We start from the raw sequence: 14,798 nt of genomic DNA on the forward strand, positions 1-14,798 counted from the left end.
ATGCTGAGATTAATAGACATGATGCATATTGCCATTTTTACCGCACTGATGGCAGTGCTTGGCTTTATGCCCCCTCTCTTCTTATCTTTTACACCCGTTCCGATTACATTACAAACGCTCGGCGTGATGCTGGCAGGCAGCATCCTCAAGCCTAAGTCTGCTTTCTTAAGCCAGCTTGTCTTTTTGCTGCTCGTTGCCTTCGGAGCGCCGCTTTTGCCCGGTGGACGAGGCGGGTTTGGCGTTTTTTTCGGGCCGAGCGCGGGCTTTTTGATCGCTTATCCCTTCGCTTCGTGGCTGATTAGTTTAGCCGTTTCCAGACTGCGAAAAGTGACTGTATTGCGTCTCTTTTTCACTCATATCATATTCGGCATCATCTTTATTTATCTGCTCGGTATACCAGTACAAGCTTTTATCATGCATATTGATTTGTCACAGGCCGCCTTCATGAGCCTTGCATATGTGCCTGGTGATTTGATAAAAGCAGCTGTATCTGCGTTTCTGGCCATTAAAATCACCCAAGCCTTGTCTCTTTCTGATACGATATTTACGAAAGGAGGCTGATTTTATGACAATTACTCATACCTATTCATCTATTGCCGAAAAATCGCCCGGGCGTGTGGCGATCCATACTGAATCGGAGCAAATCACGTACCAGGATTGGGCTCGTCTTGTCTCTCAAACCGCAAATTGGCTGCGGTCGCTGCCGAGCATGCCGAAGCGTGTGGCGATCCTGCTCCCGAACAGCCTGGCGTTTTTACAGCTGTTTGCCGGAGCTGCAGCGGCGGGATGCACGGCTGTTCCCATCGACACACGCTGGAGCGCGGCTGAATGCAAGGAGCGGCTGTCCATAAGCAATGCAGATCTTGTGGTTACTTTAGCCTTTTTCAAAAACAAACTGACAGATAGCCAGACACCTGTTGTTTTGCTGGATAACTGTATGGCAGATATTTCTGAGGCAGCCGCTGATCCCTTGCCTACCATTGATCCGGAGCACCCTTTTTATATGGGATTTACGTCGGGCTCGACAGGAAAACCGAAGGCCTTCACGCGATCTCACCGCTCATGGATAGAGAGCTTTACGTGTACGGAAACAGATTTTTCGATTTCATCAGATGATAAGGTTCTGATTCCCGGGACGTTAATGTCCTCTCACTTCCTATATGGGGCTGTCAGCACCTTGTTTCTCGGAGGAACCGTTTGTTTACTGAAAAAGTTCTCCCCTGCTCAAACGAAGGAATGGCTGAGCCGTGAATCAGTCAGCGTTCTCTATACCGTACCGACGATGACAGATGCCATTGCTCGGATTGAGGGCTTTCCCAACAGTCCTGTCAAAATCATTTCATCGGGTGCAGACTGGCCGGCAGAATCTAAGAAAAAGCTGGCCGCAAAATGGCCTCATCTCAAGCTATACGATTTTTACGGCACATCAGAGCTTAGCTTTGTGACATATTCCTCACCGGAAGACAGCAAATGGAAGCCGCATTCAGCCGGCCGCCCTTTTCACAACGTCCAGATTGAAATCCGCAGCGCTGCGGGAGAACGCTGTCAGCCCGGAGAAATCGGGAAAATATTTGTCAAAAGCCCGATGCGGTTTTCCGGCTATGTCAATGGCAGCGCACCAGATGAATCCGGCTGGATGACAGTGGATGATATGGGAAGTGTCGATGAGGATGGCTTTCTATACATATCAGGAAGAGAAAACGGGATGATCGTGTACGGAGGATTGAATATTTTCCCAGAAGAGATTGAACGTGTGCTTCTCTCCTGTCCAGAGGTTGAAAACGCGGCAGTCGTTGGAATCCCTGACGAGTATTGGGGAGAAATCGCTGTAGCTGTCATTCACGGAAACACTGATGCCAGAAAGCTGAAAGCTTTGTGCAAACAGAAACTGGCATCCTACAAAATCCCGAAAAAATGGGTGTTTACAAACTGCTTGCCGGAAACGAGCAGCGGAAAAATCGCCCGTTCCAGCGTGAGGAAATGGCTAGAAGAGGGTGCAGTGTAACTTGAATGCGGTTATTGTTGATGCAAAACGAACGATCTTTGGAAAACAAAACGGGCTGCTGAACCACTTTCTCCCGGAGGATTTGGCGGCTCCCATCATCAGCTGTCTCAGCCGAAAGCTAGAGGATCAAATCAACGAGGTGATTCTCGGAAACGCGATCGGCAGAGGCGGCAATCTCGCCAGGCTGTCAGCTCTGCAAGCCGGACTCCCTTTATCGGTTCCCGGGATGACGATTGACAGACAGTGCGGCTCCGGCCTTGAAGCTGTACGCTATGCCTGCAGTCTCATTCAAGCGGGAGCCGGCACGATGTATATCGCGGGCGGCTCAGAAAGCAGCAGCCAATCGCCCTTTTCAGAGCGGGCCCGGTTTTCTCCAGATGCGATCGGTGATCCTGACATGGGCATAGCAGCAGAATATACGGCAGCACGCTATTCCATCAGCAGAAAAAAGCAGGATGAATATGCGCTTCTCAGCCATCAACGCAGCAGAAGCGCGCATGATGGCGGATATTACCGTGAAGAAATTGTTCCTCTCGGGGAATTGGAAACGGACGAAGCATTTCTGAAAAAGCGGCCGATAGAAGCAATGATTCCCCGTGCAAAGCCGGTTTTCGACACCAGCTCCGGAACGGTTACAGCAGCCAACAGCAGCGGCATATCAGACGGAGCGGCCGCTCTCCTTGTAATGGAAGAAGAAAAAGCGGCAGCCCTAGGGCTTAAGCCAGTGCTCCGGTTTATCGGCAGCGCCGTCAGCGGGATTCACCCAAACTATCCGCCCGCTGCACCGGTTGATGCAATCCGTAATCTCCTAATCACACACAATTTAACACCTGATGATATCGATTTATATGAAATCAATGAAGCCTTTGCCCTCAAAATTTGTGTCTGCTCGCAAGAACTCGGCATCCCCTTTTCAAAAATCAATGTGCGCGGCGGTGCGTTAGCTCTTGGCCATCCGTACGGCGCATCAGGTGCAGCTCTGGTAACCAGATTGTTTTATGAAGCGCAAAGACGGACAGACTGTCAATATGCCGTTGCTGCTATCGGAAGCGGCGGCGGAACCGGGCTGGCTTTATTATTTGAAATTTTGGCATAGGCTTTTTCATAGGATGCGCGCTTTTGATTTAGTATAATAGCGATATGACCAAAGTCAGGAAGGGGATTTTATGACAGCCGTTTGCTTAGTAAGACATGGAGAAACCGATTGGAACCTGCAGCAAAAATGCCAAGGCAAAACCGATATCCCGCTGAACGCGACAGGTGAACGCCAAGCGAGAGAAACCGGAGAATACGTAAAGGATTTTTCTTGGGATGTCATTGTAACGAGCCCGCTGAAAAGAGCGAAAAGAACCGCGGAAATCATTAATGAATATCTGCATCTTCCAATTGTCGAAATGGATGACTTTAAGGAACGCGATTACGGCGATGCGGAGGGCATGCAGCTGGAAGAACGGACAAAGCGATATCCGGATAAAAAATATCCGAATATGGAAACGCTGGAAGAGCTCACTGACAGGCTGATGGGCGGTTTGGTAAAAGTGAATCAGGCGTATCCAAACCAAAAGGTGCTGATCGTCGCGCACGGCGCAGCGATTCACGCACTGCTGACGGAAATTTCCGGCGGTGACCCAGAGCTACAAAGCACTCGCCTTGTCAACGCCTGCCTCAGCAACATTGAATTTGCAAAAGAGAAATGGCGAATTAAAGACTATAATATCAACAGCCACTTATCCGGCTTTATCAAATAAGAAAAAGACAGGCATTCGCCTGTCTTTTCTTTTATTTCTTCTCAGCTGGCATCTCTTGCTGAAGCTCATCCAAAATAGCATTCGCCCCGTCCACACTGCGGCGCAGAGACCATACTGCACGGTCCACGTGGTACACATGTCCGTTTTTTACTGCCTTCAGCTTCTTCCACAGCACATTCTTTTCGATCGGGCGTTTGCCGTCCGCATCGATGTCATCTGTTTTGCCTGTCATCAGGATGATCACATCCGGATCTGTTTTCAGCAGCTGCTCAAGTGTCATTTTCATGTTCACTGAGTCGCCGCCATTGCCTGATTCGCTGTTATCTGACGTGCTGATTGCATATTGATAGCCAACCTGTGTTAAAAGTCTTGATGTAAAGAAATTTTCATCTCTGGCCATAATCGTATCGTTTGTATTTCCAATTAAAAGCACGGACGCGCTGTTAGCACTGATTTTTCGCTTTGTCTCATTAAGCTTTTCTTCATGCGCCGTCAGCTTTTTCTCCATTTCCTGCTCCTTGCCGACTGCTTTTGCAATCGTAAGTGAAGCGTCAATTGTATCCTGATAATCCGCGTTTAAATTATCAAGCGCAATCGTCGGTGCGATTTTTTTGAGCTGATCGTATACCTTTTTATGCCGGGTCGTATCGGCAATAATTAAATCGGGTTTTAATGAAGCGATTTTTTCCATGCTTGGCTGTGAGCGGGTGCCGACAGATGTGTAGCCGTCAATTTTCTTCAGCACATCCTTGTTGATCAGCTGCTTCGCTTTATTATCATCAGCAACCCCGACAGGTGTAATGCCGAGATCAAGCAGTGTGTCGATAAAACCAAGCTCAAGAACAACAACCCGCTTCGGTTGCTTAGGCACATTTGTCTTCCCTAAATCATGTGTTACCGCCACTTTATTTTCTTTGCTGTTTTGATTGCCGCTTGAAGACGAGCAGGCAGCCGTTAAGACAGAAAGAAGTAAAACTGTAAGAATAATCAGTGTTTTCTTCATGGGTTTAAGTCTCTCCTGTATGTAGTTTCTAAGAGTAAGATGTCCAAAAGATAGTATAACACGAAATGAGAATCATTATCACTAATTATTTTTAAAATGAGAAGAGAAAGTCCGGCTTACAGGAAAAACTTATCTCACTGTAACTAATAGGAAGAGAGGAGGAAATGGTATGGATGAAAATCAAATAGGTTTCTTAAAGGAATGGTTAAAAAAGGGCATGCTTTCAAGTGATACGGAAGGATTGGATAACTTCTGGCTGATGACCTTATTTTTGTTAAACAAGCATTGATGTTTTGGATCAGCGCATCAGAATCTTAGATCATGCATCGGAACGCCTTTTGAAGGTGAAATTACTTACACACGCGTATGGCAAAACAAAAATGGCAGATTGTTTGGGGACACAGCAGTTCATCAGCTTAATAACTTGTACATATTCTTGAAAAAATACAAAAGCTTGCAGAAAAACATAGTTTTCTCTGCAAGCTGGGCCTGTTAAAGCTTCACAATGATTCTTCCTTGAATGCGATTTTGCAAAATATCTTTTAACGCAGCCGGCGCTTCTGCCAATGGTACTTCCCTATCCACGATTGTCAGCAGCTGATCAGGCTTGAGATCGGAAGACATGCGCTCCCAAACAGCGGCTCTGACATCCATCGGACAGTACACTGAGTCGATTCCGAGCAGGCTGACCCCGCGAAGAATAAACGGATACACCGTAGCAGGAACCTCTCCCCCGCCCGTTAAGCCGCTCACCGCGGCAGATCCGCCATATTGGATTTTGCTTAAAAGCGAGGCAAGCTGTTTTCCGCCGACTGGATCAACCGCTCCCTGCCATTGCTGCTTGGACAGCGCCTTAAGCGTTCCGTCATAGACATCTTCCCTGCTGATCACTTCGCTTGCACCGAGCTGCTTCAAATAATCAGCCGCCTCCTGGTTTCCGGTGCTTGCCACCACTTCATAGCCCCGCTTGTTCAGCATCGATACAGCAATTCCGCCGACACCGCCGGTTGCTCCTGTGACAAGCACGCTCCCTTTTTCCGGAGACAGGCCGTTCTGTTCAAGCCGGTGCACCGATAACGCCGCTGTAAATCCCGCTGTTCCGTACACCATCGCTTCTTTTAAAGTAAGATTTGTTGGCAAAGGCACCAGCCAGTCACCAGGCACTGAAGCATATTCACTTAATCCGCCATCGCGGGAGACACCGAGCTCATAACTTGTTGCAATCACTTCATCTCCCTCGGCAAAACGCGGATCATTGGAAGAGACAACCGTACCCGCAGCATCAATGCCTAAAATAAGCGGATACTCTCTGACGATATTTCCGCCTGCTTTTCCGGCCAGGCCGTCTTTATAATTGATGCCGGAATAAGCAATTTTAATCAGGACACCATCTTTCGGCAAATCCTCTGTTGACATGGTTTTTACATTGACTGAAACATCATCAGCATCTTTTTCTGCCAGCAATGCTTGAAATAACGTTGACATTCGGCACACTCCTTTTCGTTTCTATCGTAACCGAAGAACGTTCAAAAAACCAAATCATCAAGCTTCCATTTTCACTTCGCCGGTACACTGAGACGATAATGGACAAAAGCAGTATCCTCTTCATAGCCGTTTTGCTCATATAAGCTTCTTGCCGTCAGGTTGTGGTGTTCAGTCTGAAGCGATAAACGACTTGCCCCGTTTTCCGCAGCATAATCCTTTGCGGCAGACAGCAGCTGCCCGCCAGCTCCCTTTGTTCGCGAATGAGGAGCGACAAATAAGTCATTTAATATGTAGATTCTTTTCATTGACACAGAAGAAAACGTTGGATAGAGCTGGGTAAAACCTATGAATTCTCCATTTTCTTCAGCTATCAAAATAATAGACTCGTGATTTTCCAGACGCGCTTTCAAAAAAGCCTCTGCCCCTTTCAGATCGGACGCCTGCTTATAAAATTCCCGATACTGGTTAAATAACGGCGCGATGGCTGCTGCATCTGATGTCTTTGCTTGGCGAATGTTCATCTCATTTGTTCCTCCCTCTCTATAATCGTTTTATTTTAACTTTAATAGAATTTTCTGTAAAGTTTATTTTTCAGAATACTTTTATCAGCATACATAGAAAAAATATCAAGATAATATCCATTGATCTCACGAAAACACATGCAGGTCATTTGAAGGATTTTTTTCGACAGGAATTTGCCGGGACTCAGGAGCATTTAACCTGAAAAAGCATGACATTTCAGCATAATGAACATTTACTCATGTCTATTTTCGTTCTTTTCTGTATAAAATTAGTTATTTCGAGGCTCTACAGAAATAGCGAGAGATGATATACCTAAATAGAGATAAAATCATCGTGAAAAAATGGGTCTACTAAAATATTATTCCATCTATTACAATAAATTTACAGAATAGTCCCTTAAGTGAGGCTACTCTGAATCTTTTTTAAAAGGAGAGGGTAAAGAGTGAGAAGCAAAAAATTGTGGATCAGCTTGTTGTTTGCGTTAACGTTAATCTTTACGATGGCGTTCAGCAACATGTCTGCGCAGGCTGCCGGAAAAAGCAGTACAGAAAAGAAATACATTGTCGGATTCAAACAGACAATGAGTGCCATGAGTTCCGCCAAGAAAAAGGATGTTATTTCTGAGAAAGGCGGAAAAGTTCAAAAGCAGTTTAAGTATGTTAACGCAGCCACAGCAACATTGGATGAAAAAGCTGTAAAAGAATTGAAACAAGATCCGAGCGTTGCATATGTGGAAGAAGATCATATTGCACATGAATATGCGCAATCTGTTCCTTACGGCATCTCTCAAATTAAAGCGCCGGCTCTTCACTCTCAAGGCTACACAGGCTCTAATGTAAAAGTAGCTGTTATCGACAGCGGAATTGACTCTTCTCATCCTGACTTAAACGTCAGAGGCGGAGCAAGCTTCGTACCTTCTGAAACAAACCCATACCAGGACGGCAGTTCTCACGGCACACATGTAGCCGGTACGATTGCCGCTCTTAATAACACAATCGGTGTTCTGGGCGTAGCGCCAAACGCATCGTTATATGCAGTAAAAGTTCTTGACTCAACAGGAAGCGGCCAATACAGCTGGATTATTAACGGCATTGAGTGGGCTATTTCCAACAATATGGATGTTATCAACATGAGCCTTGGCGGACCTTCTGGTTCAACAGCGCTGAAAACAGTAGTTGATAAAGCCGTTTCCAGCGGCATCGTTGTTGCTGCTGCAGCCGGAAACGAAGGTTCATCGGGCAGCACAAGCACAGTCGGCTACCCTGCAAAATATCCTTCTACCATTGCGGTAGGTGCGGTAAACAGCAGCAACCAAAGAGCTTCATTCTCAAGCGCAGGTTCTGAGCTTGATGTGATGGCTCCTGGCGTGTCCATCCAAAGCACACTTCCTGGAGGCACTTACGGTGCTTACAACGGAACGTCAATGGCGACTCCTCACGTTGCCGGTGCAGCAGCGTTAATTCTTTCTAAGCACCCGACTTGGACAAACGCGCAAGTCCGTGATCGTTTAGAAAGCACTGCAACATACCTTGGAAGCTCTTTCTACTATGGAAAAGGGTTAATCAATGTACAAGCAGCTGCACAATAATAGAAAAAAAGAAGCAGGTTCCTCCATACCTGCTTCTTTTTATTTGTCAGCATCCTGTTCTGAGGCAGGATGCTCTGGCGCATTCTCTTCTTTTTCCGCTCGTTGAATCCGTTCCATAATCGAAGGATGGCTGCCTCTGAATATTTTAACAAGCTCCGGAGGATTAACCTGGCTCAGTCCCGTCACGGCCAAATCCTGAAACGTTTTGACAGCGGCTTCTCTGTTCTCCGTCAGCTCGATCCCATACTGGTCAGCCTTATTCTCTTGATAACGCGAGACGGCATTAGAAAAAGGCGTAACCGCAAAGCTCAAAACGGACACCAAAAGCAATAACAGCGGCAGTGCTGCAAGGTCATGCCTTCCCTCTAAATGAAACATGCTGCGGGTAAAGCGGACCGTCCGCTTGTAAAGCTTATCAATGACATAAAATCCAGCGAGCGACACGAGCAAATAGCCGGCCAGTCCGATATAGACGTGCTTCATGACATAATGGCCCATTTCGTGGCCCATAATAAAGAGAATTTCTGAATCATCAAGTTTGTTCAGCGTTGTATCCCACAATACAATCCGTTTGTTGGCCCCAATTCCTGTGACATAGGCATTAAGCGCATTTGTTTTTTCAGACATGTTCACTTCATATACATGATTAGCCGGAATATCGGCTTCTTCTGCCAGCTCTAAAATCTTGCTTTCAAGCTCTTTGTTTTTCAGCGGATAAAAATCATTGTATAAAGGATCGATAATGACCGGCTGAATAAAAAACAGAAACAGCGAAAACGGCACAGTTAACAGCCAAGCGTATAACCACCATTTTTTTCCATGACTTTTGATCAGCCAATAAAACACGAGAACGCAAAGCGTAAAGATCGGAAAGCTGATCCAAAAGTCTATGACCAGATCCTTAGCCCAGCTGACCGCTGTCTGTGTAGAAATGTTATAGTCAAGCGATACTTGATAGCCTATCCAATCTAAAGGCAGTGTCACCAAAGTTGTGATCAGCGAAAGCACAAACACAAAACCAATGATCTGCAAAAACCGAAAAGGCAAGGCCGCTTCCATCCATCCCTTGATTTTCTTTGAAGCGCCGCTGACCAGCAATACAAAGAACAAAAACCAATCAAGAGGAATCCCAATAAAAAATAGAAAATTCTTTACATTCGAATACTGCTCGGCCACTGCCAATTCAGACGGCTTCATGAAAGAAGCCGGATCAGCCTGCGTCCCTTTCACGGCCTCCGGTACTGCGGAATCACCGGACAGGAAAAAATACCAATAAAAAAACAGTCCGTACAGCACGTATGCAAGCCCTGCTGCCGCAATCCACTTCCGCATAACGCCTCACTCCTCACATCAACCCGTTACTTCTATTGTAATCATAAATTCAAATTCTTAGAACCAAGCTATGCGCTCGTACTTTTCCGTCCTTTTAAGCATGGAAAGCCCGATCGCTGGGAAAACTAACAATGTTTGGAGTGATGCAAATGAAAAAAATAGTGGCAGCCATCGTGGTTATCGGTCTTGTGTTTCTTGCATTTTTCTATCTTTACAGCCGGTCAGGCGATGTGTATCAATCGGTAGACGCGGATTTGATCACGCTGTCTTCAAGCGGCCGGGAAGATATCGAGATTGAAAAAAGGCAGCACGTCAAAGACATGCTGGACATTATGAATCAGGGAAAACAGCTGAAGACAGAAAAAACATCAACCCCTGATTACGAAGGGACAATCAAGTTTCATAAAGACCGGTACGACTCATTCAGACTATGGATTGACGGCAGCCAGCAAGCCGTTTATTTGAAGGACGGCACATACTACAAATTAAGTAAACGCGATACAAAGGCGCTGCTAAACATTATTAAAAAAGAAGCAAAGGATTAAAAATGAAAAAGCGAAGCTCCGCCGCTTCGCTTTTTCATATTATTGAGGCAAAATATCTCTCAGCGCCCGTCTGAGTAATTTCCCTGTCGCATTTTTCGGAATGTCGTCAAGAAACGTAATAGCAGCAGGCCGTTTGTATTTTGCCAGATGTTTTTCACAATGCTGCATGATGTCCGTTTCTGTTACACCAGAGCGTTTCGGTACAACATATCCCTTTACCGCTTCCCCGCTTTGAGGGTCCGGCACACCGATGACAACCGCCTCCTTAACATCCGGGTGGCTGTACAGCACTTCCTCCACCTCACGCGGATACACGTTGTATCCTCCTACAATGATCATGTCTTTTTTCCGGTCAACAATGTAAAAATAGCCGTCCTCATCCCGTCTTGCCAAGTCCCCTGTATAAAGCCACCCGTCTTTTAACGCATGCTTTGTTTCCATCGGCATTTTGTAATAGCCTTTCATCACATTAGGGCCTTTCACGATCAATTCACCGACCTGGTGATCGGGCAGCTCACGTCCGAGCGGATCTACGACCTTGTTTTCGACATGTAAGATACTTGTCCCGATGGAGCCCGGTTTTCTGCCCCTGTCGAACGGGTTAAAGCACGTGACGGGTGATGCTTCCGAGAGCCCGTAGCCTTCCAAAATGGTAACGCCGAATTTTTCTTCAAACGACGTCAGCAGTGCGACTGGCATGGCCGCGCCTCCTGAAATGCACAGCCGGATGGAAGAAAAATCATCTTTCTTTCCGTTTTCATGCTGAAACAAGTAATTATACATCGTAGGCACACCGGCAAAAATGGTCGCCTGCCTCTCTTTAACAAGCTTAAAAACAGATGCCGGACTGAATTGAGGTTCAATCAAGACAGTTGCGCCGCTCATCAGCGGGGCATTCATACAGACGGTTAAACAAAACACGTGAAACATAGGAAGAGCGCAGACCACATTGTCCTTCTCATCCATTCCCAAATAGCCGGCGACATCGTTGGCATTGCTGTACAAATTCTGATGGGTCAGCATTGCGCCTTTCGGTTTTCCGGTTGTTCCTGACGTATATAAAATAACCGCAATATCATCAGGGACAAGCTCTGGCCTTTGTTTAGCGACAGATGTCGGACGCAATATTTTTGCAAACGTTGTCAATTTCATTCTGACCTCTGGGTCTGAAGCTTCCGGCTCAGCCTCTCCCGTCTGGCATAAAATGACGAGCTCAACCTTTGGCAGCGATTCATGTATGCTTTCATAAAGCGGCAAAAGCTGATCAACGCCCACGATCGCTTTTACATCGCCATTTGTCAGCATATAACCGATTTCTGTCGGCGTGTACATCGGATTGATGGGCACAGCCACAATTCCGGCCTTTAACGCACCAAAAAACGCGATGATAAAATCCGGCGAATTGCCAAGCAGCAAAGCAAGATGGTCCCCTTTCTCCATACCGGCTTCCTGAAGGCCGTCCGCAAATCGCTGAATGCTTTCATTCAGCTCCTGATACGTCATCATGTGATCCTTAAACCTGCATGCGATGCTGTCGGGCTTCTCAGATGCTGTCTCTTCCAATTTCGAAACGAGATTCATTCTCCCACCCCTTAAAGTGAATGAACAGTCATTCATTATTGAAGATAAGCTTTCCCCTTCATTATAGAGAAACAGAAAAAAACACTCAAGAGCAAAAAGCCCCGAGTGTCCGTACTGTTATAGTTTCTTCAATGCTTCGGTAATCGGCGTATCTCCTTCTGTCAAATCAAAGGCCCGATTTTCCGTATTGGTTTCATCCAAAGAAGCAATGACCGTTTTCGCAACGTCATCACGGGAAATAGATCGTCTTTCCAGATCCTTCGCTGCTGATACAGTTCCCGTTCCAGGCTCATTGCGAAGCCCCCCCGGACGGATAATCGTATAGGTTAAGCCGCTGGATTCGAGAATTTTATCAGCGTAATGCTTGGCCACATAATAAGGTTTAAGTGATTCATTCCAATTTTCACGGTTGTGGGCTTGCAGGGCGCTGACCATGATAAACCGTTTGATTCCGGCGATGTCCGCAGCTTCCATTGCTTTTGCCGCTCCGTCAAGATCCACCAGCAGCGTTTTATCATAACCTGTGCTGCCGCCTGAACCGGCTGTGAAAATGATCGCGTCACAGCCTTTTGCCGCCACGGCGATTTCTTCCGGGCTGCCCTCCAGATTCGCAAGCACAGCTTCTGCACCGGAAGCTTCGAGAGACGCTTTCTGTTCTTCTTTTCTGACCATCGCTCTGACGGAATGATCAGGATTGTCCTGGAATAAAGAAACGAGTCTTTGACCGATTTGTCCGTTCGCTCCGATTAAAAACACTTTCATGTGAATCCCTCCTGCCTCCATTATTTCAAAAACACAATCGCTCTTTCAAACAATGTGTTTTGCCTTAATAAATCAGATCAAGGAAATCCTCTTTCGTAATGTTCCCAAAGTAATGCTTGAGATTCACATCATCCAGCACATCAGCGATAACGCTGCGTTCATATTGTTTTCCGACCAGCATGTTTTCAATTTCAGATACATCACCGACACCGAAGAAATCTCCGAAGATTTTGCAGTCCTCAATTTTGCCTTTCTTGACTTCCAGGCGCAGATCAATCGACCCGATCGGATAGCGTTTCGAATGATTAAGGTTAAATTTCGGTGAGCGTCCGTAGTTCCAATCCCAATTCTGATAGCGCTCTTTTGATATTTGATGGATGACCTCCCAATCTTTTTCCGTCAGCTTATACTCCGGTACATTTTGAATGTCATTTGTGTTAAAAATATGGCGTAGCAAATGGCTGCGGAATTCTTCCGTGGTCATTTTATCGTCAAGAAACTCACTGATGTTTGCCACACGGCTTCTGATTGACTTGATCCCTTTTGATTCAATTTTATCCTTTTTCACCTTTAATGCTGACACAACATGATCAATGGCTGAGTCAAACATGAGAGTGCCGTGGCTGAAAATGCGTCCTTTTGTCGCAAACTGGGCGTTTCCGGATATTTTCCGGCCATCTACGACAATGTCGTTCCGGCCGCTCAATTCCGCTTGAACCCCAAGCTGGTGCAAAGCCTGGATCACCGGCTCAGTGAACTTTTTAAAGTTATGAAAGCTCTCCCCGTCATCCTTTGTGATAAAGCTGAAGTTCAAATTCCCCAGATCATGATACACAGCGCCTCCGCCTGATAAACGGCGGACGACGATAATTCCGTTTTCCTCTACATATTTTGTATTGATTTCTTCTATCGTATTTTGGTTTTTCCCAATGATAATAGACGGCTGATTCACGTAAAAGAGCAAATACGGCTGTTCTGGGTTTAAATGCTTTACACAGTACTCTTCGATAGCAAGATTGATCCGCGGATCATTGATGTTTTGATTGTCTATAAATAACATGGTGCTCCTCCTTTATCCTTCCCACACAAAACCTGATTTCGCAATATTCACTTCGCCGTTAAAAACGGTTTTCGCTTCTTTGCGAAGATTGTCATGCACGCCGAAATGCGGCAAATGCGTCAGCAGCAGCTCTCCCGCTCCCGCTTCTTTTGCAATTCGCCCGGCTTCCAGGCTGTTCATATGGCCTGCGCTTGTCCCGTCTTGATCGGCATAAAAATTGCATTCTGAGATCAACAAATCGGCATTTTCCGAAAACGGAATAAATGAATCCTGATAGCTGGAATCAGCGGTATATACGACAGTATGGCTGCCATCCGTAATCCGCATGGCATAGCACGTCACCGGGTGAATTGTTTTTAGAAAGGTGATCGTAAACGGACCGACAGTCAGCGGCTGATCCGGCTGATAAGCAATCCCTTTTGTATGTGTTTTATATGTAAGCTTTTGAAACTGTTCTATATCAGCATCATGTCCGTAAATCGGAAGCGTGTGCTCTCCTTTGCCGAGAAACGAACCGACTTGCTTGGCAAATTGCAGCGGTCCGATGTCAGCGATATGGTCATGGTGATAATGAGACAGAACCACCGCATCCAGCTTTTCCGCCGGCACATATCCGAACAGCTTAGATAATACGGCACTGCCGCAATCGACAAGCAAAGAGTAATCACCTGACTGAAACAAATAGCCCGACGTCGCTTCATTTGCGGCCGGAAAACCGCCATAGCATCCGATAACTGTAACTTTCATAATGTCCTCCTATCTTTTCAAGAAAATTGATCCTCCTTCAATATACCCATTTTTCTTAAAAAAAGCATGTTTTAAACATTGTATCAAAACAGTTATTGATTTTTATAATCTGTTATATTACAATGAAAACACTACAAAGGGGAAAGAGGGATTGGTTATGCTGGGAAAAATCACAGAATTTTTTAGAAACCTGCCTTCGAAAAAGTGCGCGGAATGTGGAAAAAAGATAGAAGAGCAGCATGAGTGTTATGGTAATATCTGCAATGACTGTATAAAAGTAAACGATTTGTAATGAGCGAAAATCCTGCGCATCACGCGTGGGATTTTCTTGATTTTTCTCATATCTCTTTATTTTGAAATAATAGTCAGGTTGGGTCAAAGCTCACCTGTTTTTAGATAATTCTGGTGTTTCGTGCCATA

Annotated in this window: 15 protein-coding genes; 7 read left to right on the forward strand and 8 right to left on the reverse strand. The window is 45.8% G+C overall.

Going from position 1 to position 14,798, the window contains the following annotated elements; genetic code table 11:
• The 4 genes from CVV77_RS07740 (at position 1) to phoE (ending at position 3,753) form a co-directional block, all read left to right on the forward strand.
• Positions 1-561 carry a biotin transporter BioY gene (locus tag CVV77_RS07740; protein ID WP_100275038.1) on the forward strand — a complete coding sequence of 187 codons (561 nt, stop codon included), beginning with the start codon at positions 1-3 and terminating at the stop codon, positions 559-561.
• A gap of 4 nt (positions 562-565) precedes the next feature.
• Positions 566-2,005, forward strand: coding sequence for an acyl-CoA synthetase (locus CVV77_RS07745; RefSeq protein WP_100275039.1), 1,440 nt, complete (start codon positions 566-568; stop codon positions 2,003-2,005).
• A 1-nt stretch (position 2,006) separates the two neighbouring features.
• Positions 2,007-3,101, forward strand: a complete 1,095-nt coding sequence (locus CVV77_RS07750; RefSeq protein ID WP_100275040.1) for an acetyl-CoA C-acyltransferase — start codon at positions 2,007-2,009, stop codon at positions 3,099-3,101.
• A 70-nt stretch (positions 3,102-3,171) separates the two neighbouring features.
• Positions 3,172-3,753, forward strand: a complete 582-nt coding sequence (gene phoE, locus CVV77_RS07755) for a phosphatase PhoE (RefSeq protein WP_100275041.1) — start codon at positions 3,172-3,174, stop codon at positions 3,751-3,753.
• A 31-nt stretch (positions 3,754-3,784) separates the two neighbouring features.
• Here phoE and CVV77_RS07760 read toward each other — a convergent pair whose 3' ends face one another.
• From CVV77_RS07760 to CVV77_RS07770, 3 genes are all read right to left on the reverse strand, one after another.
• Positions 3,785-4,756 (reverse strand): ABC transporter substrate-binding protein, encoded by a 972-nt coding sequence (locus tag CVV77_RS07760; protein ID WP_019257972.1) that lies wholly within the window; start codon positions 4,754-4,756, stop codon positions 3,785-3,787.
• Between the two features lie 492 nt (positions 4,757-5,248).
• The gene (locus tag CVV77_RS07765; protein ID WP_100275042.1) at positions 5,249-6,241 is read right to left on the reverse strand and encodes an NADPH:quinone oxidoreductase family protein; all 993 of its coding nucleotides are present in this window, start codon (positions 6,239-6,241) and stop codon (positions 5,249-5,251) included.
• A 71-nt stretch (positions 6,242-6,312) separates the two neighbouring features.
• Positions 6,313-6,762 carry a GNAT family N-acetyltransferase gene (locus tag CVV77_RS07770; RefSeq protein ID WP_003239457.1) on the reverse strand — a complete coding sequence of 150 codons (450 nt, stop codon included), beginning with the start codon at positions 6,760-6,762 and terminating at the stop codon, positions 6,313-6,315.
• Positions 6,763-7,205: 443 nt separating this feature from the next.
• On the opposite strand from CVV77_RS07770, the gene aprE reads away from it, so the two are divergent.
• The gene (aprE, locus tag CVV77_RS07775) at positions 7,206-8,351 is read left to right on the forward strand and encodes a subtilisin AprE (RefSeq protein ID WP_100275043.1); all 1,146 of its coding nucleotides are present in this window, start codon (positions 7,206-7,208) and stop codon (positions 8,349-8,351) included.
• A gap of 39 nt (positions 8,352-8,390) precedes the next feature.
• On the opposite strand, the gene CVV77_RS07780 is transcribed toward aprE, so the two are convergent.
• Complete coding sequence (locus tag CVV77_RS07780) at positions 8,391-9,683, reverse strand: M48 family metallopeptidase (RefSeq protein WP_100275044.1); 1,293 nt, start codon at positions 9,681-9,683, stop codon at positions 8,391-8,393.
• A 149-nt stretch (positions 9,684-9,832) separates the two neighbouring features.
• On the opposite strand from CVV77_RS07780, the gene CVV77_RS07785 reads away from it, so the two are divergent.
• A complete protein-coding gene (locus CVV77_RS07785; protein WP_088111198.1) occupies positions 9,833-10,228 on the forward strand; it encodes a YhfM domain-containing protein in 396 nt (131 codons plus the stop codon).
• 39 nt (positions 10,229-10,267) lie between these two features.
• Here the strand turns inward: CVV77_RS07785 and lcfB are convergent, their stop codons facing one another.
• The 4 genes from lcfB to CVV77_RS07805 form a co-directional block, all read right to left on the reverse strand.
• Positions 10,268-11,809 carry a long-chain-fatty-acid--CoA ligase LcfB gene (lcfB, locus tag CVV77_RS07790; RefSeq protein WP_100275045.1) on the reverse strand — a complete coding sequence of 514 codons (1,542 nt, stop codon included), beginning with the start codon at positions 11,807-11,809 and terminating at the stop codon, positions 10,268-10,270.
• A 117-nt stretch (positions 11,810-11,926) separates the two neighbouring features.
• Positions 11,927-12,571: an SDR family oxidoreductase gene (locus CVV77_RS07795; protein ID WP_100275046.1), complete on the reverse strand. Its 645-nt coding sequence runs from the start codon at positions 12,569-12,571 to the stop codon at positions 11,927-11,929.
• A 64-nt stretch (positions 12,572-12,635) separates the two neighbouring features.
• Positions 12,636-13,631: a lipoate--protein ligase gene (gene lplA, locus CVV77_RS07800; protein WP_088111201.1), complete on the reverse strand. Its 996-nt coding sequence runs from the start codon at positions 13,629-13,631 to the stop codon at positions 12,636-12,638.
• A 12-nt stretch (positions 13,632-13,643) separates the two neighbouring features.
• Positions 13,644-14,378 carry an MBL fold metallo-hydrolase gene (locus CVV77_RS07805; RefSeq protein WP_084991689.1) on the reverse strand — a complete coding sequence of 245 codons (735 nt, stop codon included), beginning with the start codon at positions 14,376-14,378 and terminating at the stop codon, positions 13,644-13,646.
• A 157-nt stretch (positions 14,379-14,535) separates the two neighbouring features.
• Between CVV77_RS07805 and yhfH the strand changes: the two genes are divergently transcribed.
• Complete coding sequence (gene yhfH, locus CVV77_RS07810) at positions 14,536-14,670, forward strand: protein YhfH (RefSeq protein WP_003244802.1); 135 nt, start codon at positions 14,536-14,538, stop codon at positions 14,668-14,670.
• Positions 14,671-14,798 lie beyond the last annotated feature (128 nt).

Source organism: Bacillus sp. SN1 (assembly GCF_002796895.1).
Lineage (GTDB): Bacteria > Bacillota > Bacilli > Bacillales > Bacillaceae > Bacillus > Bacillus inaquosorum.

What these genes read in the sequence shown, in the direction of transcription:
- CVV77_RS07740 (WP_100275038.1), top strand. Translation starts at nt 1, where the DNA reads ATGCTGAGATTAATAGACATGATGCATATTGCCATTTTTACCGCACTG.
- CVV77_RS07745 (WP_100275039.1), top strand. Translation starts at nt 566, where the DNA reads ATGACAATTACTCATACCTATTCATCTATTGCCGAAAAATCGCCCGGG.
- phoE (WP_100275041.1), top strand. Translation starts at nt 3,172, where the DNA reads ATGACAGCCGTTTGCTTAGTAAGACATGGAGAAACCGATTGGAACCTG.
- CVV77_RS07760 (WP_019257972.1), bottom strand. Translation starts at nt 4,756, where the DNA reads ATGAAGAAAACACTGATTATTCTTACAGTTTTACTTCTTTCTGTCTTA.
- CVV77_RS07765 (WP_100275042.1), bottom strand. Translation starts at nt 6,241, where the DNA reads ATGTCAACGTTATTTCAAGCATTGCTGGCAGAAAAAGATGCTGATGAT.
- CVV77_RS07770 (WP_003239457.1), bottom strand. Translation starts at nt 6,762, where the DNA reads ATGAACATTCGCCAAGCAAAGACATCAGATGCAGCAGCCATCGCGCCG.
- CVV77_RS07780 (WP_100275044.1), bottom strand. Translation starts at nt 9,683, where the DNA reads ATGCGGAAGTGGATTGCGGCAGCAGGGCTTGCATACGTGCTGTACGGA.
- CVV77_RS07785 (WP_088111198.1), top strand. Translation starts at nt 9,833, where the DNA reads ATGAAAAAAATAGTGGCAGCCATCGTGGTTATCGGTCTTGTGTTTCTT.
- lcfB (WP_100275045.1), bottom strand. Translation starts at nt 11,809, where the DNA reads ATGAATCTCGTTTCGAAATTGGAAGAGACAGCATCTGAGAAGCCCGAC.
- CVV77_RS07795 (WP_100275046.1), bottom strand. Translation starts at nt 12,571, where the DNA reads ATGAAAGTGTTTTTAATCGGAGCGAACGGACAAATCGGTCAAAGACTC.
- lplA (WP_088111201.1), bottom strand. Translation starts at nt 13,631, where the DNA reads ATGTTATTTATAGACAATCAAAACATCAATGATCCGCGGATCAATCTT.
- CVV77_RS07805 (WP_084991689.1), bottom strand. Translation starts at nt 14,378, where the DNA reads ATGAAAGTTACAGTTATCGGATGCTATGGCGGTTTTCCGGCCGCAAAT.
- yhfH (WP_003244802.1), top strand. Translation starts at nt 14,536, where the DNA reads ATGCTGGGAAAAATCACAGAATTTTTTAGAAACCTGCCTTCGAAAAAG.